The organism is Zavarzinella sp., from assembly GCA_041399155.1.
Classification (GTDB): domain Bacteria; phylum Planctomycetota; class Planctomycetia; order Gemmatales; family Gemmataceae; genus JAWKTI01.
In genome coordinates this window covers 777,267-802,704 of record JAWKTI010000001.1, presented here as the reverse complement: position 1 = coordinate 802,704, position 25,438 = coordinate 777,267, and the positions used below count along the sequence as shown (strand labels likewise).

Genomic DNA, 25,438 nt, shown 5'->3' with positions numbered 1-25,438 from the left:
CTCCTGAACACGAACGCATCCGTCGTAATTTATGGTCTGCCAAATACTTGCGTCCAATAGGGTTCTGACGATGAATACGCGTGTCACGTTGGCCGAATCCCGCCGGCAAGCATTCAGGCACGCTATTTCGTCCAGTTGTTGCCAAGTCATCAAGCCGAATCAAGTTCACTGTCGTTACAGCCAGCTCTTTCGACGCAGGTTGCTCCCCACCCTGCTGACATTTTGTCCGATCGGCGAAGTATGGTATCATCACACGAGATCAATGAACTGTGAGGAATCCCGATGCCAGTACGATTTGAACATGTGGAAACGGTTGCGGTCTCTCCTGAACGCGCGTTTGCTGCAATTGATGACTTGCCGCTGACCGCCAAGTGGCTGCCACCTTGCATCAGCCTGAGCAAAGTGGGTGATGGCCCCAACCAGGTGGGCGATCAGCTTCGATACGTTTTTAAGGAAGGTTTTGGCCAGAAAGAAATGGTTGGTGAGATTCTTGACCGAATCCCCGGCGAGCGACTTTACTGCAAATATACCGATCCTGCATTTGATGTGTTTGTCGATATGCGCGTGGCCCCAGTCCCGGAAGGTGCTGCAACGATTCATACGATTGAAATTATCCCCAAGAAGTTCCTCGGGAAGCTGTTTCAGCCAATGATCCGTATCGGGATCAAAAAACAGACGCGCACGGCTGCAGCCAATTTGAAGAAGTTACTTGAAACACCAGCCGAATAATATTCCGAAATACTCAACTCGCTGGCAGTGTAAATCGCAACATTTTCTGCCAGATTTCGTGCAATTCGCCAGAGCGATATTGTTCCACTTTCAGCAGGTAATTTACCGCACGGGTGGGGGTGGCAAGCACTGGTTCCGTAATCGTACAACGCCCCACCACTGGGGACCCACTAACTTCTGGAAAGATAAGTGGATAAGTCAATTCGATCATCTGCGATTTTTCAGCATACGGCCCACAGATAAACCCTTTGACGGTATCTCCCGCCTGATAATCGAAGCGGAGATGAATCTGTAATCGGGCTACCACCTGATTCAGTTCCAGCAATTCCACCTGTAGTGCATCATTCATCACAGGGCTCTTGGTTTGATTTAATCATCGTACCAGATCGCAGGAAAACGTGGTATCCTAAAGTGAACGATGCATCTGGAAGTAGCATTGAGTAATTTCATGCACTCGCTTCCGCCTCGTTTTACTCCCACGTCCTTTTCGCGGCTTTGCGGTCGATTTTGAAAAAATCCCCTTGAATCGCTGCGGCGAAAAGCAAACCTAACCCCCCAGCCCCCTTCCCTCGCAGGGAAGGGGGAGCAAGTCGGGGTGAGGTCAAAAAGACAAGGAAGGGGGAGCAAGACCGGATGATCCTGGGATCGCGGCTAATGCCGTCGGCTCACAGGCAAATTCCCTCTCTATCACCTCCGGTTCGTGTTGTCATCTGTAAATGATGAAGAAACTTGACTTCTTGGCGACGTGGCGTCTTGGCGGTCAATTTGCACGCTGACTATCTAGAAACGGCAAAAAATCCCCTTACTGTTGCATCGGGCGATGAAGGCAAACCGACCTCAACAACATTTACGCCGTTGCCAGATTAATCCACCAGCGTCATTTTCTGCTTACGCTGGCCGGCCATCCAGGGCTGGCTGGGCATTTCTCGCAGCCAATCGTTCAGGCTGGGGATAAACCCCAGATCTTCCAGTACGTGCTGTTCGGCGATGTCTCGAACGTGGACCAGTTTGCCATCAGAATTGGTCAATGTACGTCCAAAAATGTCTTCCATGATATAGATGCCGAACGCGTGGTGAAACACCGCACGGTGGGTGACTTCGGCGTGGGCCATTTTGGTCTGGTCCATTTTTTCGTGAATGGCTATGTAGTCGTCCGGCTTGCCACCCCACTTGCGGGCGGAAGACTCTGCGTGCACCCAGGCCTTAGACATTCTCATTTCTCCTTCATCTTTCTGAATGGCATTGTGGGCAACACTATTGTTCTGTCTATTGTGCAAATGTCATTGTGTTCTGGGCCGAAATTGCGGCTGGTGCCCTTCTACCCCGCAATGGTATCTACCGGACAGCAATTTTCTTCCGCAAGATCATGGATTTCCAAGAATCTTTTTCGATCGGCCAATATCTGACTACAAAAATAGAAACCGATTCCAAATTTTACGGAGCAAAATTTTCCATGGCCGCGTTTGTTACCCAGCCTGCACCCGAATTTACTGCCGATGCCGTTGTTAATGAAGAGTTCAAATCCGTTTCCCTCTCGGATTACCGTGGGAAATACGTAATTGTCTTTTTCTATCCGCTGGACTTCACCTTTGTGTGCCCCACGGAAATCATTGCGTTTTCCGATAAGATCGAAGAGTTCCACAAACGCGGCTGCGAAGTGCTTGGCGTGTCGGTGGATAGTAAGTTCAGCCACCTGGCCTGGATCCGCACCCCACGCGTCGAAGGTGGCCTCGGTGGGCTGAAGTACCCGCTCGTCAGCGACCTGACCAAGAAGATTTCCAGCGATTTCGGTGTTCTGCTCCCAGGTGGGGTGGCTTTGCGTGGCACCTTCCTGATCGATAAAGAAGGCGTGATCCGTCATTCGGTCATCAACGACCTGCCATTGGGCCGCAACATTGATGAAGCGATTCGTCTGCTGGATGCTCTGCAATTCTTTGAACAGCACGGTGAAGTGTGCCCCGCTAACTGGAAACCAGGTGCCAGTGCGATGAAGCCCACTGAAGAAGGCCTGAAAACCTACATGAAATCCCACTAATCTTCCGAAGGCTCTTCAAGGCTGCTTTGTTCTGCGTTTTCATCCTGATCTACGTTGGCTTGCTGGCTTTCCAGCAGGCTTTTTTGTTGATTCGTTAAATCTTCACAATCATAGAAATCAAATGGGTGCTTGCCGGAATAGCGTGCCACCCGAATGGCTTTTTTGCCGGTAATAAAGGCTTCCAGCACTGGCCAGACGATGTTGTTTCGCCACCCACTGCTGAAGATATTAGTGGGTGGGAGTTCTTTTTTGCCCGCCATCGCTCGTACGGCAAGGCGAATATCAGGCACCGTCGCTGTCAGGTTGATCGATAAGCGGTGGTTACTGCACCAGTCGTCCAGAAAATTGTATGCAACCTGAGAAATGGTGATCACGGCATCGTTATCATTGCGCTTTTCCAGTGGTGCCGGCAGCTCATCGTTGGGTAATTCGCGTGCTTTTGTCACCACGGCAAAGATTTCGGACGTATAACGTCGATTGACCCCACGGATTTCTGAAATCTGGTTGAACCGCGTGGGGCTTTTACGGGCAATATCCACCAACTGATCATCGCCCATGATCCTGCGGACCACAATATTTTCGGTATTTGCCTGATTTTCCCGCCAGTTGAACAAATCACGCAGAATTGCCAGCGAACGCTGGCTGAGGTCCCCAACACCCCGAAGTCTTCGCCACCGTTCCGATTCAATTCGGTCTTCCGTGTGGTATTTGGTGCGGTTGGCCACTTCTTCAACCGCCCACTCTGTGCGTCCCAATTCCTCCAGTTGGTGGGACAATTTTTCATAAAGCGGGATTAAAAAACGCACATCATTAAAGGCATAGGCCAGTTGATTTTCGGTCAACGGGCGACGATCCCAGTGGGTCAGCGTTTCATTTTTAGAAATTTTTCGTTTGACGATGTCACCCACCAGCGTTTTGTAGCCGGATGGAAACCGATGCCCCACAAAGCCTGCTGCCACCTGAGTATCAAACAGATTGGTGGGAAAATCCCCGTGGTGCTCCATCAGCATCCGCACCTCTTCGCGACCCGAATGCACAATGACGGTGCGTTCCGGCCCCACCAATAATTCGTATAGTTGTTTGAGTCCTCCAATCTTTTTCGACAGGGGATCAACAATATATAACGCGTTGTGGGTGGCTAACTGAATCAGGCAGAGGTCGGGTGTAAAGGTATTTTCACTGATAAATTCAATATCAAACCCCACCAGACGAGCCTGTAGAATATCGTCGCAGCACTCCTGTAGTGCCACATCCGTTTCGACCATCCGTTGGGGAAGTGGGTCCATGCCGTTTCTGAATTGGTGGTGAAATTCCTGAACAAAGTCAACTTCAGTACACGATAAATTATTGTAAGGTGTGCAAACATTCCGATAAATAGAAAATTTACAAAATGAGGCAGGATTTCACCTGCTGACCAGGAAGAACATGCAAGGTAGGAAACCCACCATGCGAAGGCGATCGAACGGCCCGATTTACCAGATGCTTTATCGCACAGGCATGCGGTTGATCAGTAGCCTGCCGATGAAATACCGTGCACCACTCTTTGGGTTGGTCCTCATCATTATTGTGGTGGTGTTGGTGGTCAGTCTTTCCGGCTGTCCTGCACCTGGTCAGCGAAATGGCAATTCCGGCCGCGCCCCACAGGTGGGGGAAATGACGCTGGCCGTCTGGAATGTCGAAAACTTGTACGATGATCAGGATGATCCCAAGGTGCACGATGACAGCGAAAACTGGTTTGCTGCAAATCCAGACATGTTCCGCACCAAAGTGAACCGCGTGGCAGAGGGATTATTAAAAATCAATGAGGGAAGTGGCCCGGACATTGCCTGTTTGATCGAAGTGGAAAGCATTCGGTGCATGGAAGCGGTCAAAGATGCGATGAATGCTAAACTTCGCAGTGCCGGCAGGGCAGACCAGCAATACACCCATGTGGTCTTTCTGGGTGACCGTGGGGGGCGATTTTTTGCCCCAGGTTACCTGAGCCGGATTCCAGCGTTGGGCGACCGAACACGCACCTTCGGGGCACGCACCAATGGGAGGGTGCTGGAAGGCCATTTCCAGGCAGATGGGCAGGAACTGGTGATCTTATCTGGTCATTGGACCAGCCGAGTGACCGATAAAGATGAGGATGGCAGCCGGAGAATGAGTTACGCCAACGACTGTTATGGTCGTCTGCGGGCAATTCTGACAGCGAATCCTGATGCGGAAGTCATTGTCTGTGGAGACTTTAACGACGAATTTAACGATGCCAGCCTGCAGCAGGGTCTGAAGGTTTCCCGCAGCACCGATACGGTGCGGGATTCGTTGCGGGAACCCCGTTTGCTGGCATTATTCGCCGATTGGAATGGGGACCCGTCCGGAACGGTCTATGGCCGTGGAAACTGGGCCATTTTCGACCATATCTGTGTCAGCCGTGGCCTGTTGGATGGAAAAGGCTGGCAACTGGTACCCAACAGTGCGAACATCTTCGCCCCACCCGAGATGCGTTTTGGCAAAAAACAGGAACCTTTTCGCTTTGGTGGTGATAAACATACTGGCGAACGGGGTTTCAGCGACCACTTTCCGCTGACCGCACGTTTTCGCATAGCGAAGTAATCGGACAAACGTCATATCTTCATGATATCTTAATCAAATCTTCACTTTGGCCCCACTTCGCAGAACTAGTATAGTTTTTTCAGCATCACGCTGTTCATGGTTTTCTCATATTTTCGGAGAAGTGGATGAGTTCCTCACGATTTGTCGTGCGTCGTGGTTTTACACTGATTGAACTGTTGGTGGTTATAGCCATCATCGCCATTTTGATCGGTCTGCTGCTGCCCGCAGTGCAGAAAGTTCGCGAAGCTGCGAACCGGGCCAAGTGCAGCAACAATTTGAAGCAATGTGGTCTTTCGATGCACAATTATGAGAGCACTTATGGCACTCTGCCCCTGTCGCGTCCGTATGACCTGGCTGGCAACCGGATGAGTTGGACCGTGGTGGTACTAGATTACATTGAACAGGGCAACCTGGCCAATTTATACGACAAAAACATCGCCTGGAATGTGGGCAACAACGTAGTTGCTGGCCGCACCGTGATCCCCACCTTCGTTTGCCCTTCTTCCCCAGCAGGCAACAATCGTCGGGCTGCTGCTGGTAGTGGCTCCGCAGTTGATGGTAATGTCATGGGCCCAAGCGATTACATTGTAATGCACCGCCTGCGTCATCGGTTTTACACTGCAAACGGCCTGACCAATCCTGCAGGCACCGCTGACCACGATGGTGCGTTGAATTCAAACACTCAAACGACTATTACGGGAATTACCGATGGCAGCAGCAACACGGTGATGTTCATGGAATCCGCCGCTCGACCCAACTGGTTTTTACTTGGTCGTGACCAAGGCACGATTCTCCCACGTCCGGAAGGATTTGGCTGGTCTGATCCCGATGGTGGTGCAGGCTCCATGGATGGGACCGATCAGGTGACTGGTGCCATCAACGGTAGCTCCGGCACCGGTCGTTGCATCATGAGTTGCAACAACGACAGTGAGCCGTATTCGTTCCACACGGGTGGAATGAATGTCTGCCTCGCTGATGGTTCGGTTCGTTTTCTGCGTTCCAGCATCAGCCATGCCACGTTTGCAGCATTAGTCACTGCCAAAGCAGGTGACCTGCTGGGTAACGACATCAACTAATTGTTGATCTATTTTCACTACTCGGCATCAAACATTTTCGTTGAAAACAAAGCAGAAAATTACCCAATGATCCCACGAATCTTGATTTGTTTTGTAATTGTTTCTCTCATTGGCTGTGGTGATAAACCCTCAGTTTCCAAGGAAGATGGCGTTGAGGTTAGTGGCAAAGTATTTCTTGCCAACGGCCAGCCTCTGAAAGGGGGAACGCTGATTTTACGTCCTGTCGGTGGTGTGCACGGTGCCAGCGGCAATATTGATGCTTCTGGTAACTTTACCCTGTCAAACCAGACTGGTGAAAACAAAGTGGTACCAGGTAAGTATTTGGCATATGTGCAGTTCAAAACCACGGAACATAAACCGCTGGCAAAACTGCTTCATGTGAAGTATCAGAGCAGTGAGGATGGCGATTCCGATGTGGAAGTAACAATCGACAGCGCGAAAACCGACCTCGTGATCAAGTTCAAGTAATCTGGATCTCGCGAAGCTGATCAGAGATGATCAAAACCGTCATTCCCGCGATGGCGGGAATCCTGATCTGAAACTCGAACTAAACCAAAAAACCGAACCAACCAGCAACTGTCATTCCCGCGAAGGCGGGAATCCTGATCTGAAACTCGAACGAAAACCAATAAACCAAAGCAACCCAACAACCGTCACCAACACAGTGTCGTTTCAGGTGGGGAATTTGATTCTTTCTGCTGTCAGAACTGGTAAAGTGCTGGCAACGCAAACTTGTTGAATGGGATTGCCACCTGCGCAGGAATAACGGTTTTCCCACAAGCGAACAACTATAATAATTGGAAAGACGCAAGATGAGAAAAAAATGAGCAATGCAAAAAATGTGCTGGGTGGGCCACTCAAAAACTGCAGCACCGATCCAATGACTGGGTTTTACCGCACCGGGTGCTGCGATACCGGGATGGATGATGTGGGCCTGCACCTGGTTTGTGCGGTGATGACTGCCGAGTTTCTGGCGTTCAGTAAAAGTGCGGGGAACGACCTGAGCACGCCAAACCAATTTTTTGGTTTCCCCGGGCTGAAACCTGGCGACCGCTGGTGCCTGTGTGTGACACGCTGGAAAGAAGCTCTGGAAGCAGGGATGGCACCCAAAGTGATTCTGGAAGGCTGCCACATGGCCAGCCTGGAATTTGTCGATCTGGAGCAACTGCAACAATACGCTGTGGATTCCACCACCAGCAGTTAATCAGATCAATTCGGGCCATGCCCAGCAACTGTGGGAATCGCGCCTGCAAAACTGCTCTTCATCGCGACTACAATAAGAAATAACACTCCTGCCCAAAAGAGATTTCATGCAGAACAGGACGCACGATGTAATTGTGGTGGGCGCGGGCCCTGCAGGTGGCACCACCGCACTGGCATTAGCCAGACAGGGCGTGCGGGTGGCCGTGATCGAAAAAAAGGCATTCCCACGGCGGAAAGTCTGTGGGGAATACCTCAGTGCCACCAATCTGGAACTATTCCGCCAATTAGGCATTCTGGACGAATTTCTATTTCTGGCAGGCCCCCCGGTCTCCCGCGTGGGGCTGTTCAGCAGACAGCAGATCTGTGCGGCTCCACTGCCCAGGCCCCAGCCGTTCACCACGTGGGGGCGGGCATTCAGTCGACAGCACCTCGATACGCTGATTCTGCAACGGGCCCACGATGCGGGTGCGGTCGTTTTTCAGCCTGCGGAAGTTACCGCCTACCACACCATCCCTGGTGGCTACCAGATTGATCTGGAACAGAACGGCACCCAGCAATCCGTGCTGGCACCAGTTGTGGTGGCTGCTCATGGGTCGTGGGATTACGGCCCGATGCCCACCCAACGCACCAAGGAATCGTCGCAACCTCATGATATGCTTGGGTTTAAGGCACATTTTCGACAAAGCGAACTGCCCACCGAGTTGATGCCACTGCTGGCTTTCCCAGGTGGCTATGGGGGCATGGTTAATTGTGAGAATTCTCTCACAAGCATCTCGCTTTGTATTCGTCGAGATCGGTTGGAACATCTGCGGCAGGCCAGTTCGCACACCTCAGCTGCGGATGTGATCTTTGAGCACCTTCTGACCACCAATCGTGGGATTCGCCAGACCCTGGGCAATGCCACGCTCGTAGAAAAATGGTTAGCCACGGGTGCCATCCAGCCCGGTATCCGCATCCAGTCGCGTGGAGGACTTTTTCAGGTAGGAAATGCTGCGGGTGAAGCCCACCCCGTGGTTGCAGAAGGGATCAGCATGGCAATTCAGGCGGGTTTTTTGTTGGCACGAATGCTGGGCAGCAGCCCCCACCCAGGGCAATGGCAGGCCGATGAACTGGAGCGAATCGGTAAACAGTACGATGCTGCCTGGAAACGCTGCTTTGCTAATCGGATCCACCACGCAGGCTGGATTGCCCGCTGGGCAATGTCGCGCGCCTTACAGGGCTTTACCTCACCTGTGGTGCGGTTGTTCCCACAATTGCTGACTATCGGTGCCACCTTCAGTGGAAAAGCCAACCTGCAGGTATGGAAATCTTTGACAAGCGGCAATTCAGTCCGATCTGGTTCGTTGTAACGTCTTGGTTGTGTGCAAAATAGCTTTTTAGGGCTAGAAATATGAGGTGTGATCCTTCATTTAGGCAGCTATGCTACCAAGAAAACTCTTCGATGATAGGTGGAATTGACAAAAAGCTTGCAGGATGTCCACGGTCCCAGGAAAAGAGAATCGCCGGTGATTGACGAAACGCCCCAGTTTTTCGTTGTATTTTTGGCAGTAGAGATTATTCTGAATTCAGTTGAGGCCGTAGGCATCTTAAGTGAGCGATTGGAGCAGGAATCGCTTCGTATCCACTCCGTGAATCTGCTTAATCGCGGACAACATTGGCGTTTGGGAGATTGATCGCGTGGGGAAGAGATCACCGTTTCCAAGATCAGACTCCTTGACTGACTCAACTGAACAGCGAGACAACCGTGCGATGATCGTGTTTTTGCTCATCGTCTGTGTGATCTTTGGTGGGGCAAGTCTGCCGATGTCCGGTAACCGCACCCAAGACTTGGGAGTGTGGCTGATGAGGTTGTTATACGGTCTTGCAGGTTTAGCAGGGGCGGCTGGGTTATCAGCAACTCTCCGAGGTAGCCGACGATGGTCGCGATTGGCTTACCTTCTTATCATCGCCATCCCGATCGGAACCTTATTGGCGTACTACGCGCATGTACTTCGCATCGCCTACTTGGGAGATTTTGAACGCCGAAGAGAGGCTGGGCGTCGCACAGTAGAACACTGAGCGGAATCGTATTCCTTTCACTGAAGTGCGTTGCTTCCAACATCTCCAACCGGCACCGATTGGCAATAAGTTGCTCGCGGGTGGGGTATCTTTTCAGTTGATGATCTGCTGAAGCCTTGCAGCCATGGGGCAAGAAACAGAAAAAAGTGCAAAAAAAATCCGGCTCTCTTATTCAGAGAGCCGGACACCAGACAAACTTAAAGGGTCCCGTCCTTCCCATGAGCAGCCTGGCTCATCCAGTACTCCCCCCTCGGAGTACTGAATTTTCCCTGGCTGAAAGTTCAGCCAAATTTTAAGATCGGTGCGTGCCCGTCCTGAACCACAACACCAACTTTCGGCTTGGGAAAAGCCGATTCTCTGTTCCCGTTTGCACCAGGGGGATAACAGTATCTAGCACAGAACAGTGGGCGTTCAAACTTAACCAACCAGAAAAATCGGAAAAAACTACCATTTCAGTATCGGTTCTCCGTTCTGGCCTGAATTGATTTTTACCCGTTCAACCCGGGGCAAATATTTTCCACTGTCAACGAAATCAATCTGGTGGCACCCACCCCCACTGTGCCACATCTCTCAAAAATGAATGAGTTTTCATTTATTTTTGTGCCAGCAGATTTTCTGCCCAAACTCCTGTGGGAAGTTCTCTCTTTCTCTTGGTAAGTTGGCGGGAAATTGGTTAAAGTGTATAGATAGGCCTTTTGCTTGCTTTTGCTTGCTTTGCATGGAACAGGTAGCGTTTGTGTCGACCGGCAATACCAGTGCACAGATCGTGATCCACGATCCCGATATTCGGTTGATGCTGCGTGTGCGCAATGACGACCGCGAAGCATTTGCTCAACTGGTGCAGAATTATCAAACACGCATGGTGGGGATTCTGCGACACATTGTGGGGAATGCTGAAGAAGCGGAGGATCTGGCACAGGAAGTTTTCCTGCGGGTGTACCGGAATCGCAAAACCTATCAGCCCACCGCACGCTTTTCGACCTGGCTGTTCACAATTGCCAACAATCTGGCGATGAATGCCCTGCGAAACAAAAGCAAAAAGAACGCAACTTCCATCGATTCCCCATCCCACCTGGGCGAGCACCCTAAAGCGGATCAGTTGCCCGATCATGGTGCGACACCTTCGTTTGGAATGCGACAATCTGAACTGGCAGAGCATGTCCAGCGGGCTTTGGATACCCTGAACGAACGCCAGAAACTGGCTGTGGTGCTGAATAAGTTTGAAGACATGAGTTATGCAGAAATTGCCGAAATCATGTCGCTGACCACCAAAGCAGTGAAATCGTTGTTATGCCGGGCTCGTCTTCGTTTGCGTGCGGCACTGGCAGGCTACATCTATATGGATGGCCCTCCGCCTGGTGATGATTTACCGGATGAGGAGGCCGAAGATGACAACACCTGATCCGGAGAAACTGCCGCCCAACCAGGAAGATCTGGAGCAGACCGAGCAACTGATTGCATTCCTCGATCAGGAACTGGAAGATGACGAAGCGGAGCAGATTGCTGCCCAGCTCAGCATCGATCCGAAGTTGCGTGCCGAAGCCGAAACCCACCAGCGAACGTGGGATATTCTTGATTTTCTGCCACGTGCAAAACCTTCTGAATCGTTCACCCAGAACACGGTTTCCATGATTATTCCGGTGGGGGCCAGTTCCAGTGCTACCAACCAGCAAACGTTACCTGCAACGGGCATTTCACCCACCAGGAACGGTGGGATGCTGTTTCCCATTCTTTGCGTGCTGGTTTGCCTTATTGCCGGGGTTGGCAGTTACCAACTTCGGAACAGGCTTTTTCCCACCCAGAACAATCAGGTCGATTCCAACCAGATGATGGTAGACCACCTGTCGCTGTTACAGAACATGCGGCTCTATCGTGAAGTGGATTCATTAGAATTTATTCAGGAATTGAGCAAACCGGAACTGTTTGGCACCGATTTTCGCGTGGGTTACGGCAATCTGGATAAGCCATTTGATGCCAACGACCGCAACTATCTGCGTCGACAACTGGCTTTTTTGCTCTCGTTACCTGTGGAAAGACAGCAGCAATTGCAGGCAATCGACCAGCAGTTTCGCGAACTGGATGCGGGAGACCAGGAACATCACAAAGAAATATTAAAAATATTTAATCAATGGCTGAATTCGTTACCAGTAGAGAACCAAAAAAAGATCAGAGAAGCACCCACCAACGAAGTAAAGCTGGGGATTATCCAGCAGTTGCGGGAGAAAGATTTCCTTTCGCAACTGCCAGAACGACAACGCACAGAGGTGCAGGCACTTCCCGCCGATATACGTGGGCAGAAACTGGCCGAAATCCGTACCACTGCCAGCCAGAACGAGCAACACTGGGCAATCACCAGTCGATTCTGGCTCGATGTGCGTGATGGTCGCACCAATAACCTGATACCACGCGATCTTCGCCCACAAATTGATGCTCTGATCAAAAATTTATTGCCCATGGTGAATTCCAAGGAAGCGGCAGACCTCGACCAGTTGCAACGTGGGGATGAAGAGACGCTGGCACTCCTGGTGAAACTGATTGAATTGACTGAAAAATACCCCATCCTGCCAGGTGGAGTGGGGCCCGCGAATTTTGCCGATCTCAGCCCCGAAAATCAGGAATATTTACGCACTCATGACCAGAACTTTGGTGGCCCACCCGACAGCCCAATTCAGGGACGTGCGGAAACCAAAGATCTGAAACGGGCAGAAAATAAGCGTCCACGATTCGGTGAAGAACTCGCTAAATACTTACGCAAAAAGAAGTTAACACTGCCGCAACCACTTGGTCCCACTAATCGCACCGAAATGCCTGCGATGTTACAGCCAGCAATCAGCAACCTGGAGCGGGTGCTGGCCAAAAATCAGACCAATCGCCTCGAAGAGCTGCGGGCTGCGGAAGGGAAATGGCCAGAATATCCCAAATTGGTGCTGGAACTGGCCCGCCAGCAGAAAATTCATCTGCCAGGCGTGATGCTGCCAGGGATTCTTGGCAATAAGAATGCCAAAGCGGCAAAAAACTAAGTGTGAAATCAACGTAAGTAATTGCTTCTGAATTAGTTAGGGATTTTTCTGTGATTGATCGCGAATTATTGCCGGATGCGGAATTGGAGGCACTGCTGTCGGATGTGCGGCAGAGCAGTCCATTTTATCAGGCTAAATTCGCCACGCTTTCCGTGAAAAAATTCTCAGATTTGCCATTTACCACCAAGTCGGAATTGCTGCAGGACCAATTGCAGCACCCACCGTATGGCAGTATTATCAGCCAACCGTTAGAGCAATACAGCCGACTGCACCAGACTTCCGGCACCACCACAGGCCAACCATTGCGGTGGCTCGATACCCCACGTGGGTGGGGCAGTTTAATCGATTGCTGGGTACAGATTTTTCACCACGTGGGTGTCTGTCCAGCCGATCGCATCATGTTTCCGTTCTCTTTTGGGCCGTTTCTGGGCTTCTGGACTGCCTTCGAAGCAGCGATGAAAATGGGCTGCCTGGTCCTTCCAGGTGGCGGTCTTACCACTTCCGCCAGATTGCGGATGATGCTTGATCATCAGGCAACGGTGATTTGTTGTACCCCCACCTATGCGTTGAGGCTGGTGGAGGCTGCCGAGGCTGAATCGCTCGATCTGGTCAATTCTTCCATCCAGAAACTGGTTGTGGCTGGGGAACCAGGTGGTTCGATACCTGGCACCAGGGAAATCATCGCAAATGCTTTTGGAGCAGCAGTTTACGATCATTATGGCATGACGGAAATTGGCCCAGTTGCCGTCGAACCAGCGGGTGCCCCACCTGGGATGCTGGTGCTGAACGATTTTTATCGGGCGGAAATTGTGAATCCCACCACAGGTGAAAACGTCCATGATGGTGAGACTGGGGAATTGGTGCTGACCAACCCCAGGCGGGAAGGTTCTGCCCTGGTTCGATATCGCACCGGCGACATGGTGCGTGGGGAGCAGACCGCACAGGGATTATTTCTCCACGGTGGGATTATTGGCCGCACCGACGACATGATTCACATTCGTGGGAATAACCTTTATCCCAGTGCCATTGAAGCGATTGTCCGCCGATTTCCGGAAATCGCCGAATTTGAAATTATTGTGGCTCAGAACGGCCCACTGGCCGATCTGGTGCTGAAAATTGAAACCACCCACACCCACGTGGTGTCCGCATTGCAACAGGCCGTGCGAAATGAACTGTTGTTTCGACCAGAAGTAATTTTGGTCCCCGCAGGTACGCTGCCACGCTTTGAAATGAAGTCAAAACGTGTAAGCTATCAGAATGGAAATTAGATTCTGGCACCCACATTGGTGGGCATATCAGAATCAAACCACCTTGGCAATGAATTGCACGTGGTTATCCTCTTGCTGTTCACCAGTTGGCGTGTCACCAGAGGTGACCATCGCAACGCACCTGGGAGTAATTGAATGTTGAAGAAAAGTTGGCTGCTTTCCGGAATAGCTCTCCTGTTCCTGAGCAGTACTGCCATGTCCACCGATTGGATTCACTGGCGTGGGCCTTATCAGAACGGCTTTGTGCCGGAAACTGGCCTGCCGGATGATTGGAATGGCAGTCGCGTGGGGAAAGAAAACCTGATCTGGAAGATCCCCATGGGTTCACGGTCCACACCGATCGTGATGGACGGCAAATTATACCTGTTTGGTGCCGAAGGTGATGTGCCCCGCGTGCAGACCCAGGCAGAAAAACTGCTCACCGGCGAAAAAGTAAGCTGTCTTGATGCGGCAACTGGAAAAGAACTATGGAGCCGCGTTTTCAACGTCTACCTGACTGATATCGTGACCAACCGTCTGGCATGGTCACCCATGACCGCCGATCCAGTCAAAAAACAGATCTATTTTCACACCACCGGTGGCTATCTGGTGTGTCTCAACGATAAAGGCGAAACCGTCTGGCAACGCCAGTTGACCGAAGAATTTGGTCGTGTCACTGGTTATGGTGGTCGTGTTTCCGGCCCGATCTGCGATTCCGGCCTAGTGATCATTGGGATGGCCAATGCCGCCTGGGGCGATCGTGGGCGTGGTGGGAACCGTTTCGTTGCTTTCGACCAGAATACGGGTGAAGTCGTATGGTGGTCCGATACCACGGCCCGCCTGTTCGGCACGTACGCCAGTAATGCGGTGATTGCCGTGATCAATGGCGAACGTCTGCTCCTTTCTGGTGGGGCGGATGGCTGCCTGCATGCCTTCCAGGTACGCACCGGCAAGCGAATCTGGAGCTACTATTTTGCCGAAGGGATCATTAATCCTTCACCAGTCGTGGTGGGGAATCTGGTACTGTTGGCCCACGGTGTGGAAAATCCTGGTGGCGGCGACCTGGGTCGCGTCATCTGTGTCGATGCTTCCAAAATAAAAGATGGCGAGCCAGAACTGGTTTGGGAATTCCGCGATGGTACCCGCTTTGGCCTTTCTTCGCTGGCAACAGATGGCAAACTGCTCTATGTACCAGACGATGCAGGCAAATTGTTCTGTTTTGATATCTTCAAGAAGCCCACATCCAATAAATCGAACAAATTCCTCTGGAAGTTCAACTACGCTACCCTCTCCCGTGGGGCACCTGTGATTGCGGATAACAAGATTTTCATCACCGCACCCGATGCCCGTTTCCACATCATTCAATTGAATGGCAAAAAGGAACCGGAAGATACCCACGAAACCAAGTTCCGGGCACCTCCGGGTGGTAGTGGTCTGGTGGAAGTGCACTCCACGCCAGCGATTGTGGATGGTCGTATCTACCTCTCCACACGCGATGAAACCTTCTGTATTGGCGACCCCAAATGGAAAGGCAAGCCATACGAGCCTCTGAAGCTGGAAGAGCCGGCAATTGATCCCAATGATGCAGTAGCTCAACTACAGGTTTATCCGGCAGATGTCACGGTAAAACCTGGTGATACCGTAGCATTCCAACTGCGTGGCTATAACGCACGTGGCCAGTTGCTTTCTCAGGCCAAACTGGATGCCACCTGGTCGTTACCCACGCCGCCCCCACCTCCGGGCAGCAAATCCAGCCTACCTGCGCTGGATGCAACGATTGATTCGGCAACAGGCAAAATTACCGTCAACGCCAAGAAGCCGAACCAGGGTGCCTATGTTCTGGCGAAAGTGGGCAACCTGACCGCCACCGCACGTGTGCGGGTGCTGACGGATGCACCTTATGCACAGGATTTCGAAAAACTGCCTGTTGCTGCCATTCCTGGTGGCTGGGTAAACACGGGCGGTAAATTCCGCGTGGTGGAAATGAATGGTAACAAAGTGCTCTTCAAAACCAATAACAACCCCCGCCCACCATTGGCTCGGGCATATGCTTACTTCACCCAGCCCAGCAGCACCGGCTACACCATTCAAGCAGACATCATGGCCAAAGAAGTGCGTGAAAAGCTGCCCGATGCGGGCGTGCTGGCAAACCGCTACACCTTCTACCTGGACGGGAAAACCGATGCCAAAGGCAAACGCTCGGTGCGGCTGATCTGCTGGGAAGCCCTGCCACGGATCGATGTGGAAGCACCGTTCGATTGGAAAGGTGATACATGGTATACCGTGAAACTGACCGTTACGATCGAAGGCAAAAAGGCGATGGTTCGTGGCAAAGCCTGGCCAAAAGACCAGCCAGAACCCGAAAAATGGACCATCGAGTTTGAAGATCCCATGCCCAATACCGAAGGCGCTGCTGCCATCTATGGCTATATTCCGAATGCGGATGAACAGCTCAATGGTGCGGAAGCCTATTTCGACAACATTAAACTGACACCCAACGGAAAGTAATCTTCTGGTAACCAGATAAGGATGAGAAAATAATGAAAAAACGACTTCTCCTGGCAATGCTACTGCCAGTATTTGGCATTGCAGGCTATTTTGCCTGGCAAAATGTCAATTTACAATCGGATCGCACTGTGGTTGCCGAAGAGGCAAAAGCCACCACTGATCACACGATGTTTGGTGGGACGCTTGATCGTAACTTTGTGAATCTCAAGGAAACTGGCTTCAACGCGGAATTCCCCAAAGATCCCGAAGATGAAGAGCGGACGATTCTTGGGAATCGCGTGCTCCGTACAATGGAACTGGGTTCGCGTGCGTATGGTGGCCCCACCATTTCCGGTGGCAAAATCTTTGTGGGAACCAACAACGAACGCCCACGGAACCAACGGGATCGTGCCAAACCTGTCGAAGGGGAAAAAGAAGGCCCACCGATCGACAAAGGGATCCTGATGTGCTTTGAAGAAGCCACCGGTAAGTTCCTGTGGCAGGCAGTGCACGACAAATTGCCTTCTGGTCTGGTGAACGACTGGCCGAAAGAAGGTGTTTGTGCCACACCAGTGGTGGATGGCGACCGCGTCTACTACACTTCAAACGAATGTCAGGTGATCTGTGCCGATGTCAATGGTCTCGCCAATGGCAACGACGGCATTAAAGATGAAAAATATCAGTCCCCCACCGATGCCGACTTCATCTGGAAGGTGGACATGATGAAAGACCTGAACGTGTTCCCCCACAATATGACCTGTTGCTCTCCACTGATTGTTGGCGACATCATTTTTGTCGTTACTGCGAACGGTGTGGATGAAAACCATATTAACATTCCATTTCCGGAAGCTCCCAGCTTTATTGCGTTGGACAAAGCAACCGGGAAACTGCTTTGGAAATCCAACCTCCCCGGCCGTAACATTATGCACGGTCAGTGGGCCAACCCCGCTTACGGTGTCATTAAGGGGCAGGGGCAGGTAATTTTCCCAGGTGGCGATGGCTGGATCTATTCGTTGAAGCCAGAAACTGGCGAAGTGCTGTGGAAGTTCGATGCCAACCCGAAAGATTCGCTGTATGAGTTGGGTGGCAAAGGCACCAAGAGCGATTTCATCGGCACACCAGTGGTGTACAAAGACCGTGTTTATATTGGCACTGGCCAGGATCCGGAACACTTTGAAGGGATTGGCCACTTCTGGTGTATCGATGCCAGCAAACGTGGCGACATTTCTCGGGAATTGCTGATTTCCGGTTCAGGCCCCGATGCCAAAACCAAACCCAACCCCAATTCCGGGGCAATCTGGGAATATGGTGGTGTGGAAACCCGCCCATTCGCCAAGCGAGACTACAGCTTTGGCCGCACCATGAGCACCGCCTGCATTGTCGATGACATCATTTACATTGCAGAACTGGCTGGTTACGTGCATTGCCTGGATGCCAATACTGGCAAGAAATACTGGCAGTACGATACCAAGTCTGCAATCTGGGGCTCGTTCTACTATGTCGATGGCAAAGTAATGCTGGCAAATGAAGATGGCGATGTCTACATTTTCAAACACTTCAAGAAACCAGAAGTAATCGACGAAGTGGACATTGCGGCTGCAGAAGGTCTGAAAGTACAGAAAGCAGCTGAAGGTGAGGAAGAAGACAAGAAGCGAGCGGGTGAAAAGGCAGCCTATGCTAAATTGAAAGCCGTTCAGAAAGAAATCGCTTCAAAGTTTCTGCTGACCAAAATCGAAGTGGGCGAAACCGTCCGTGGCACACCAATCATTGCCAATGGTGTGCTGTACATTATGTCCGAAAAGAACCTGTTTGCGATTAAGAAGTAACGGATCCTTTCATCAGTCACAGATTATTGTGCCAATTGCGTTTGCCTCATTTGGTTTTCTTTTGCCTGAGGTTTTTTGAGCCGACGGCGTTTGCCGTGGTTTGTTTCTTTTTATCAGACAGTTGTGCCAACAACCGTCATTCCCGCGAACGCGGGAATCCAGGGCAAAAGACTTGAATTGGCATTCCAAAACCTGTCAAAATTTGCCATCGCAACTACCTCATTGTGGGTGGGGGAGAGCAAAGCATTCGAGCATTTTTCAGCGAATTTCGGATAATAGCTTTGAAGGCACTCTTTGACACGAAATTTCATGAAAACCAGCTTTGTTGGTGCTCGAATCATCCTGCCCGACGTGGTGAAAACGGGCACCCTGACCATTGAAAACGATCGCATTGTGGCGATTTCCGATGATTCTCCTGCCGACCACCAGACCGTTGATCTGACGGGCCACTATCTGCTGCCGGGATTTGTTGATCTGCATGTCCACGGTGGGCGAAATGCCGACTTTATGGATGGGACCGAAACGGCGTTTGCGACTGTATTGCAGGCACACCTGGAACATGGCACGACCAGCATGACCCCCACCAGCACGGTGGCAGATCATGAGGAAATTATGAATTTCCTCCGGCTCACCAGGCAGTTTCGGGCAGAATCCCCCGCGTGCCGTGTGCTGGGTGCCCACTTTTATGGTCCTTATTTCGCACCACCTGCGAAAGGCTGCCACCCAGGTGGGGCACTGCGACCCCCAACAACACCAGAATATGAGAAATATCTCACATTTGCCGACATCATGACGTCTGCCACGGTGGCACCGGAACTGCCTGGGGCGAAGGAATTTGCCCTGGCCTGCCGTGAACGTGGGGTGCGGGTCAATATCGGGCACTCCCACGCCACCTTCGATCAGGTTCAGGAGGCAATTTCCTGGGGTGCCACCCACGTCGACCACCTGTTTTGTGCCATGTCGGATCGGGCCCGCCTGCGACTTTCTCAGGCATTTCCGATGCGGGGTGGGGTGATGGAAGCGACGCTCTTTTTCGATGAATTAACCACTGAAGTGATTGCGGATGGCAAGCACCTGGCACCGGAACTGCTGAAACTGGCCTGGAAGTGCAAAGGTGCCGACCGTCTGGCCCTGGTGACCGATACCATGCGGGCGATGGATATGCCGGATGGCGAATACATTTTTGGCAACACCACCAATGGCGAGGTGGTGCGAAAGCACGCGGGCGTGGGGGTCACACTGGATGGTTCCGCACTCGCATCCAGCGTGCAGGGGATGGATCACATGTTCCGCACGATGTTACAGGCACTGCCAGATCACCTGCCGGAAGTAACCCGCATGGCCACACTGACCCCCGCCACGATTGCAGGAGTTGGGGATCAACTGGGCAGTCTTGAAGTCGGAAAAATCGCCGATCTGGTGGTAATGTCCGACGATTTTCATGTGCAACAGGTCTACCTTGCTGGCAAACGAATGGTTTAAATGTTTGAGCACATTTCGAAATCATCTTTATGGTTTGATTGGACGAATCAAGCTTCTTGCTTCAGGTACGAAGTGCCGTCTAGGAACAGCCCAGGCCGTGAGGTCTAGGGTTAGTTTGTCGATTAAAATAAGGCCTGTAAGGCCGTCTAAAAGGTTAACCATGCCACAATCGCTAGCATCGATCTACCTCCATGCCATTTTTTCAACAAAGAATCGGCAACCAATCATTTCGATAGATTGGCAAGAAGAATTATTCAATGTGCTTTCAAGCATTAGCAAAAAGATAGATTGTCCCTGCAATATTGTGAATGGTGTATCAGATCACGTGCATATGCTCTTTCAATTGAATCGAACAATAACAGTTTCTGCTGCACTGAACAAAATAAAATCGACCTCTTCGGCATGGGTGAACGATCAGATCAAGCCATCTTCTACTTTTCATTGGCAGGCGGGTTATGCCGTGTTTTCAGTGAGTCAATCGAATGTGAATGCGGTGGCTAGGTACATCATGAACCAGGCCCAGCATCACCAAAAGGTATCCTTTCAAGATGAGTTAATCGCTTTCCTGAAAAAATACAAATTGGACTATGATGAACGGTACCTTTGGGAGTAATTCGCAAAGTCATACGGCCTTACAGGCCTTGAAAATTGGGGGCTATCGGATACCCGGCCCTTACGGACCATTGGTGTGAAGGTCTTGAACTGCTGGGAGGATTTGGCTAAGTTCTTTAAGAGTAAGGTTTTATGTTTTGTCAAGGATTGACAGATGACTTCAAATTCATTCGCTTCAGAGGCTTTATCACGCCTACCTTTAGCCGAAGCCGCTTTCCTCATGCTTGATGACATTTTCCAAAATAATACGCTTGAAGCGATCTATCAATCAAATCGTGGACGCACCTACACTCGTATTTTGACATTCTCTTCATTTTTCCAATTGTTGCGAGATTCACTGATTTCTCCCGATCACTCTGCCAGGGCTCGTCTGATCGATGCATCTGAAAACGGTGAATTGCCTACATCGCTCAAAGCGTTTTATGACAAATTAGCGCATATGCCGCCAGAGGTTGGGGCGGGGCTCCTTTCGCATTCCTATCGGGCTATTTCAAAGCTTTTGCCAAGAAAAATGACTTCTAAATTACCAAAATCTCTTTGCAAACTTACTGTTGTCGCCGTTGATGGCAAAGTAATTAAGCATACGATGCGCGCCTTCTTCCTTTAAGAATAAGCAAGCAAAATGCATCAAAATTGCTTGGAGGGAAAGCACTTGTTGCAGTGAATCTGAGTACTGGTCTGGTAATGGAAATGGCTTCGGAATTGGATGGAGAAGCAAGTGAAACACGCTTGTTAGCTCCACTTTTGCAACAGCTGAAAGACCATTGCGGCGAGAAATTAATTGTGGCGGATCGATGCTATGGTTTCTACAAGCATATTGCAATGATCAAGGATGACGGGTGCCATTTTGTTTTACGAGTTGCAAGCATTACCCAATTTATTCAAGATCCGGAAAAACCAGCGAGAATTGGCAAAGACCGATATGGCCGAAAACTTATCGAAGAACATGGCTGGATCACAAGTCAAAAGAATACGAAATTGATCGCAGTACGCCGACTGAGCATTATCCGCGATAAAGTGCAGATACAACTACTAACAGACCTGACCGATTCGAAACGATACCCTGCAGACGACATCGCAGAGATATATCGCTATCGTTGGGATATTGAGCGTGTATACGCGACGATTACAAAAGTGTTTCAGTTGCGTCACTTGATAGGTACCAGTCCAGAGGCTGGTTTAATACAAGCATCGCTTTGCCTCATTTTATTTAACATTACAGAAGCAATCAAATGGCATATTTCGGTCGGAAACGGAAAGAAAATAGATGAAGTATCTGGCGAAATGCTCTGGCGAGATATCCGAGATGAGGTGATGGCCGCAACGCGATTGCTTCGAACGCGCGATGTGCAGATGCTGCTTCAAGGGATCAAACAAGAAGTGGGGATATTAGAAAGACTAACTGAATTATTGGGCAATCTGTGGAAAAAGAAGTGGGCAAAAAGCAAAGTAGGGCGTACAGATCCTACAAAAATTCCAAATCCAAAACCCCAAAAACTGAAACAGACAACTTGCCACGATTCAGTCTTTAGGGTGATGAAGCGAGCAAAAAAATGATGTCCAAGACCTTCACATCAATGGCCCTTACGGACCGGGCTGTGCCTAGACGGCACTTCGTGCCTGAAGAAGTGATTGTGAGCCGACGCGTTTACAGCGATCAGCCGTCCAAAAATGGTTAGATGAACAAGTGTGTTACAGCAAAACGTGCAATTTAACATACCTGAGGCTGTAAGCCGTGGAAAATTTGATGCTCTTTGCTTCAGGCACGAAGTGCCGTCTAGGCTTAGCCTGGTCCGTGAGGGCCAGGATTCAAGTCTTTCATCACCAAAGGCCTGTAAGGCCGTCTTGATTGTGGCAGCAACTGCCTTCCAGGTCGAATCGGACATGATTTACATTTTACTGCTTCAGGCACGAAGTGCCGTCTAGGCTTAGCCTGGTCCGTGAGGGCCAGGATTGAAGTCTTTCATCACCAAAGGCCTGTAAGGCCGTCTTGATTGTGGCAGCAACTGCCTTCCAGGTCGAATCGGACATGATTTACATTTTACTGCTTCAAGCACGAAGTGCCGTCTAGGCTTAGCCTGGTCCGTGAGGGCCAGGATTCAAGGTGTTCATCACCGAAGGCCTGTAAGGCCGTCTTGATTGTGGCAGCAACTGCCTTCCAGGTCGAAACGGACACGATTTGCATTTTACTGCTTCAGGCACGAAGTGCCGTCTAGGAACAGCCTGGTCCGTGAGGGCCAGGATTCAAGTCTTTCATCACCGAAGGCCTGTAAGGCCGTCTTATTTTTGCATCATCCACTGATTACCCGATGTGTACTTAAAAATTGATTAACTACATTTTCAAATTTCTCAGATTCAGTTAATGAAAAAGTATAAAATTTTAACATTCAAATAGTTATTTTATTAATAAAATACAGGGACTATGCCCCTGTACCCCTTGGCTCACTCGTTCCACTCGCTCGCGAAAGGCACTTGCTTAACTTGTTCTGTTTGACCTGCCTACTCTTCTAACGGAACTGCGAGGACACGGAAGCCAAGGAGGTCATACCTGCTGACCGGTGCGTACGTGGGGACGTAAGAAGCAACGCAGTTGCCAGCGGAGAGGAAATAACTGCCGCCACGGCGAACACGGACAGAACCCGATGCAGTCTCCGTCCATTCCCAAGTATTCCCTACGATATCATAGATACCCAGTGGATTGGGCAAATAACTCCCCACTTCTGTGGTTTTGTCCAATCCACTGCCATCAAAATTGGCAAGAGCGGAAGTTAATTCATTCGTGGGATTGGGCGTCAGGTCCATTTTCGATTTCGCAAAGTAGTAGTGGAACTTGCTTTGCTCCTGCGTAATCGGCCCACCACGGGCGATATATTCCCATTCTTCACTGGTGGGAAGCCGATAGATGTAGCCATCGGCCTTGCACTTCGCATTCAGCTTCGGCAGAAACTCTTTTGTAATTTTATCCCAACTGATACTCTCCACAGGAAGCCGTTTGCTGCCCTTAAAGTGGCTGGGATTGTTACCCATCACTGCTTCCCATTCGCCCTGGGTTACCAGATACGTGCCGCACAGGAGCCCTTCTTTCAGTACAAACTTGTTCTGTCCGACAGTACCACCCCCGCCGCCTAACCAGGAGGTACCCGGTGGCACCCAGCAGAATTCCATACCAATGCTGTTCTTAAAGCGTTTACCTTCGACATAAAATGAAACCAATTGATACAGTCTCGGGTCACGCAAGCGTTCGTGATCGATGGTATCCAGAATCTTTTTCGCTTGCGCGTAATTCTTCTGGTTGAACAGCGAGCGGGCTTCCGCATTCTTTTCATCTGCTTCCAGAATGCTTCGGTTCAAGCGGTCTCGGTGCAATTTGTTCACAGTTTCTTCGGCGCGTTTTGCCAGTGCAGCCCGCTCGGCTTCCAGTCGGGCCATTTCGACCTGGCTCTTCTCGTGCAGTTCAGCTTCCAGCCTTTTGCGTTCGATTTCCCACTGCTCGCGGCGTTGTTTTTCCCGTGCAACAATTTGTTCGGGGCTCTCGTGCACTTCGGACAGTTTTTCCGGCAAGCGGTCTAATGCATCTACCAGTTCGCGGCAATTCTGGTAACGTCGTTCCTGGCGGTAGGCTACCGCGCGGGAAAGCAGATGGAGCAACGCCTTGCAGACATGTTTTTCTTTCAGGTCGTCCCACATATCCACACCCAGGGCAATATCGAAACTGCCCATCAACAACTGATACAGAATGACCCCAAGGGCGTGGACATCATCTGCGGGGTGCGGGTCGTTGGCTTCTTTCTGCTGGGGCGAGGCATACGTAGGGGTGTGGGCATGCCGCAGAATCATGGTTGCCGATTGCTTCATGTATGAAACGGTGGAGCGTGAATCTTCCATCGATCGGCGGGCCAGCGTTTCGCTGATCCCGAAGTCGGTAATCTTCAGCGTGATGTTCAGAGCTTCGAGGATGTTCTGTGGTTCGCCCGTGGTTCGTTTGCGCTTTAATGGTGCAATCAGTACATTACTGGGCTTTAAGTCGCGATGGACGACCGCCGGGTCCAGTTCGTGGCATTCCGCGATCGTATCGGCCAATAGCCGCACGATGGCAACGGCATTGCGGGCCCGCTCTTCCATGTCCTGCGGCCAGTTATCCAGCAGGCGATGCAATTCCCCACCGGAAATGTACTCGTACTGCAACCAGGGGGCTTCGCGATTGAAATCGACATTTTCCAGTTTCACAATATTGGGATGATCCAGTTCGTTCATCACCTGATTGATGACTTTGGGTTCATGCTTAAACAACCGCATCTGGGAGATCGGATCGAGGCAGAACTTGAAAACGCTGTATCGATTCTCAATATCGGTGTGTTTCGCGATCCAGACTTCGCCAAAACCGCCGATTCCTTTGCGTTCGAGCAGCACATATTTATTGTTGTTCGGCGGTTGCTGGCCTTTCTTCATCCTCGGGAAGTGCGGCGGAATAAAACCTTCCAGATCTTCTGGCTGTTCGACTGACCAGTTCATCGGCACGGTGGTGCCGCTGGGGTCTTCCGGGCGCTTCAAGTTGTTGCGAATGCGTTCTGGCACCTGCTTCAGAAACTGGGTAACCTCTTCTTTGAATTCCGGTGATTTATCCGGCAACTGTTCTTCGACCACCGCTTTGGCTTTCTCTTCAATCTCTTCATCGGTCATCATCGCCAGGGCTGTCAGATCTGAAGCCAGTGCCTGATTGATTTCCTGCTTGTGACGAATTTCCAGTTCGAAATCCAACGGACCTTCCATCGGAGGTGTGCTGGGGGCTTCCTCAACGATATCTGCGGACAAGGCGTTAGAAATGAGAACTTCTTCAGGATTGTTAAAGATTTTGCCATAACAGTAGCGGGCAGCTTTGACGCACAACTGCCCCCCTTTGACAATTTCCGCAACGGAACTGGCAACTTGAAAGACCGCAGCTAATGACGCCAGAAACATGGACGCACCTCGATGAACGGGAATTAAATTGTATTTCGTGCCGTACTATGAAATATTTTGCAAAAAATGAAAAATTAGGCTTAATTCTGTGGAAATCGTTGCAAGGTCT

21 protein-coding genes are annotated in these 25,438 nt (G+C 50.8%); 17 read left to right on the top strand and 4 right to left on the bottom strand.

The window, feature by feature from the left end; genetic code table 11:
* Positions 1-282: 282 nt before the first annotated feature.
* A complete protein-coding gene (locus tag R3B84_03375; GenBank protein ID MEZ6139591.1) occupies positions 283-729 on the top strand; it encodes an SRPBCC family protein in 447 nt (148 codons plus the stop codon).
* 13 nt (positions 730-742) lie between these two features.
* Here R3B84_03375 and R3B84_03370 read toward each other — a convergent pair whose 3' ends face one another.
* Both R3B84_03370 and R3B84_03365 read right to left on the bottom strand, forming a co-directional pair.
* Positions 743-1,078, bottom strand: a complete 336-nt coding sequence (locus tag R3B84_03370; protein ID MEZ6139590.1) for a hypothetical protein — start codon at positions 1,076-1,078, stop codon at positions 743-745.
* Between the two features lie 514 nt (positions 1,079-1,592).
* Positions 1,593-1,940 (bottom strand): hypothetical protein, encoded by a 348-nt coding sequence (locus R3B84_03365; protein MEZ6139589.1) that lies wholly within the window; start codon positions 1,938-1,940, stop codon positions 1,593-1,595.
* A 242-nt stretch (positions 1,941-2,182) separates the two neighbouring features.
* Between R3B84_03365 and R3B84_03360 the strand changes: the two genes are divergently transcribed.
* Positions 2,183-2,764, top strand: coding sequence for a peroxiredoxin (locus R3B84_03360; protein ID MEZ6139588.1), 582 nt, complete (start codon positions 2,183-2,185; stop codon positions 2,762-2,764).
* Here the strand turns inward: R3B84_03360 and R3B84_03355 are convergent.
* Positions 2,761-4,050 carry an HRDC domain-containing protein gene (locus R3B84_03355; protein ID MEZ6139587.1) on the bottom strand — a complete coding sequence of 430 codons (1,290 nt, stop codon included), beginning with the start codon at positions 4,048-4,050 and terminating at the stop codon, positions 2,761-2,763. The two genes, R3B84_03360 and R3B84_03355, sit on opposite strands and share 4 nt — an antisense overlap.
* Before the next feature lie 160 nt (positions 4,051-4,210).
* On the opposite strand from R3B84_03355, the gene R3B84_03350 reads away from it, so the two are divergent.
* The 15 genes from R3B84_03350 (at position 4,211) to R3B84_03280 (ending at position 21,927) form a co-directional block, all read left to right on the top strand.
* The gene (locus R3B84_03350; protein MEZ6139586.1) at positions 4,211-5,359 is read left to right on the top strand and encodes a hypothetical protein; all 1,149 of its coding nucleotides are present in this window, start codon (positions 4,211-4,213) and stop codon (positions 5,357-5,359) included.
* A 125-nt stretch (positions 5,360-5,484) separates the two neighbouring features.
* On the top strand, positions 5,485-6,435 hold the full coding sequence (locus R3B84_03345) for a DUF1559 domain-containing protein (protein MEZ6139585.1): 951 nt from the start codon (positions 5,485-5,487) through the stop codon (positions 6,433-6,435).
* A 66-nt stretch (positions 6,436-6,501) separates the two neighbouring features.
* Complete coding sequence (locus R3B84_03340) at positions 6,502-6,903, top strand: carboxypeptidase-like regulatory domain-containing protein (protein MEZ6139584.1); 402 nt, start codon at positions 6,502-6,504, stop codon at positions 6,901-6,903.
* Positions 6,904-7,258: 355 nt separating this feature from the next.
* Positions 7,259-7,639 (top strand): DUF2237 domain-containing protein, encoded by a 381-nt coding sequence (locus R3B84_03335; GenBank protein ID MEZ6139583.1) that lies wholly within the window; start codon positions 7,259-7,261, stop codon positions 7,637-7,639.
* 106 nt (positions 7,640-7,745) lie between these two features.
* Positions 7,746-8,987, top strand: coding sequence for an NAD(P)/FAD-dependent oxidoreductase (locus R3B84_03330; GenBank protein MEZ6139582.1), 1,242 nt, complete (start codon positions 7,746-7,748; stop codon positions 8,985-8,987).
* A gap of 364 nt (positions 8,988-9,351) precedes the next feature.
* Positions 9,352-9,696: a hypothetical protein gene (locus R3B84_03325; protein MEZ6139581.1), complete on the top strand. Its 345-nt coding sequence runs from the start codon at positions 9,352-9,354 to the stop codon at positions 9,694-9,696.
* Between the two features lie 736 nt (positions 9,697-10,432).
* A complete protein-coding gene (locus R3B84_03320) occupies positions 10,433-11,098 on the top strand; it encodes a sigma-70 family RNA polymerase sigma factor (GenBank protein MEZ6139580.1) in 666 nt (221 codons plus the stop codon).
* A complete protein-coding gene (locus R3B84_03315) occupies positions 11,085-12,716 on the top strand; it encodes a hypothetical protein (GenBank protein MEZ6139579.1) in 1,632 nt (543 codons plus the stop codon). The genes R3B84_03320 and R3B84_03315 overlap by 14 nt, the downstream gene beginning before the upstream one ends.
* 50 nt (positions 12,717-12,766) lie before the next feature.
* Entirely contained in the window at positions 12,767-13,984 is a 1,218-nt protein-coding gene (locus R3B84_03310; protein ID MEZ6139578.1) for an AMP-binding protein, read from the top strand.
* Between the two features lie 135 nt (positions 13,985-14,119).
* Entirely contained in the window at positions 14,120-16,471 is a 2,352-nt protein-coding gene (locus tag R3B84_03305) for a PQQ-binding-like beta-propeller repeat protein (GenBank protein ID MEZ6139577.1), read from the top strand.
* A 32-nt stretch (positions 16,472-16,503) separates the two neighbouring features.
* Positions 16,504-18,276: a PQQ-binding-like beta-propeller repeat protein gene (locus tag R3B84_03300; GenBank protein ID MEZ6139576.1), complete on the top strand. Its 1,773-nt coding sequence runs from the start codon at positions 16,504-16,506 to the stop codon at positions 18,274-18,276.
* 309 nt (positions 18,277-18,585) lie between these two features.
* The gene (gene nagA / locus R3B84_03295) at positions 18,586-19,758 is read left to right on the top strand and encodes an N-acetylglucosamine-6-phosphate deacetylase (GenBank protein MEZ6139575.1); all 1,173 of its coding nucleotides are present in this window, start codon (positions 18,586-18,588) and stop codon (positions 19,756-19,758) included.
* A gap of 4 nt (positions 19,759-19,762) precedes the next feature.
* Complete coding sequence (tnpA, locus tag R3B84_03290; GenBank protein ID MEZ6139574.1) at positions 19,763-20,371, top strand: IS200/IS605 family transposase; 609 nt, start codon at positions 19,763-19,765, stop codon at positions 20,369-20,371.
* A gap of 153 nt (positions 20,372-20,524) precedes the next feature.
* A complete protein-coding gene (locus tag R3B84_03285) occupies positions 20,525-20,977 on the top strand; it encodes a hypothetical protein (protein ID MEZ6139573.1) in 453 nt (150 codons plus the stop codon).
* Between the two features lie 26 nt (positions 20,978-21,003).
* A complete protein-coding gene (locus R3B84_03280; GenBank protein ID MEZ6139572.1) occupies positions 21,004-21,927 on the top strand; it encodes a transposase in 924 nt (307 codons plus the stop codon).
* A 942-nt stretch (positions 21,928-22,869) separates the two neighbouring features.
* Here the strand turns inward: R3B84_03280 and R3B84_03275 are convergent.
* Entirely contained in the window at positions 22,870-25,329 is a 2,460-nt protein-coding gene (locus tag R3B84_03275) for an SUMF1/EgtB/PvdO family nonheme iron enzyme (protein MEZ6139571.1), read from the bottom strand.
* Between the last annotated feature and the right edge of the window lie 109 nt (positions 25,330-25,438).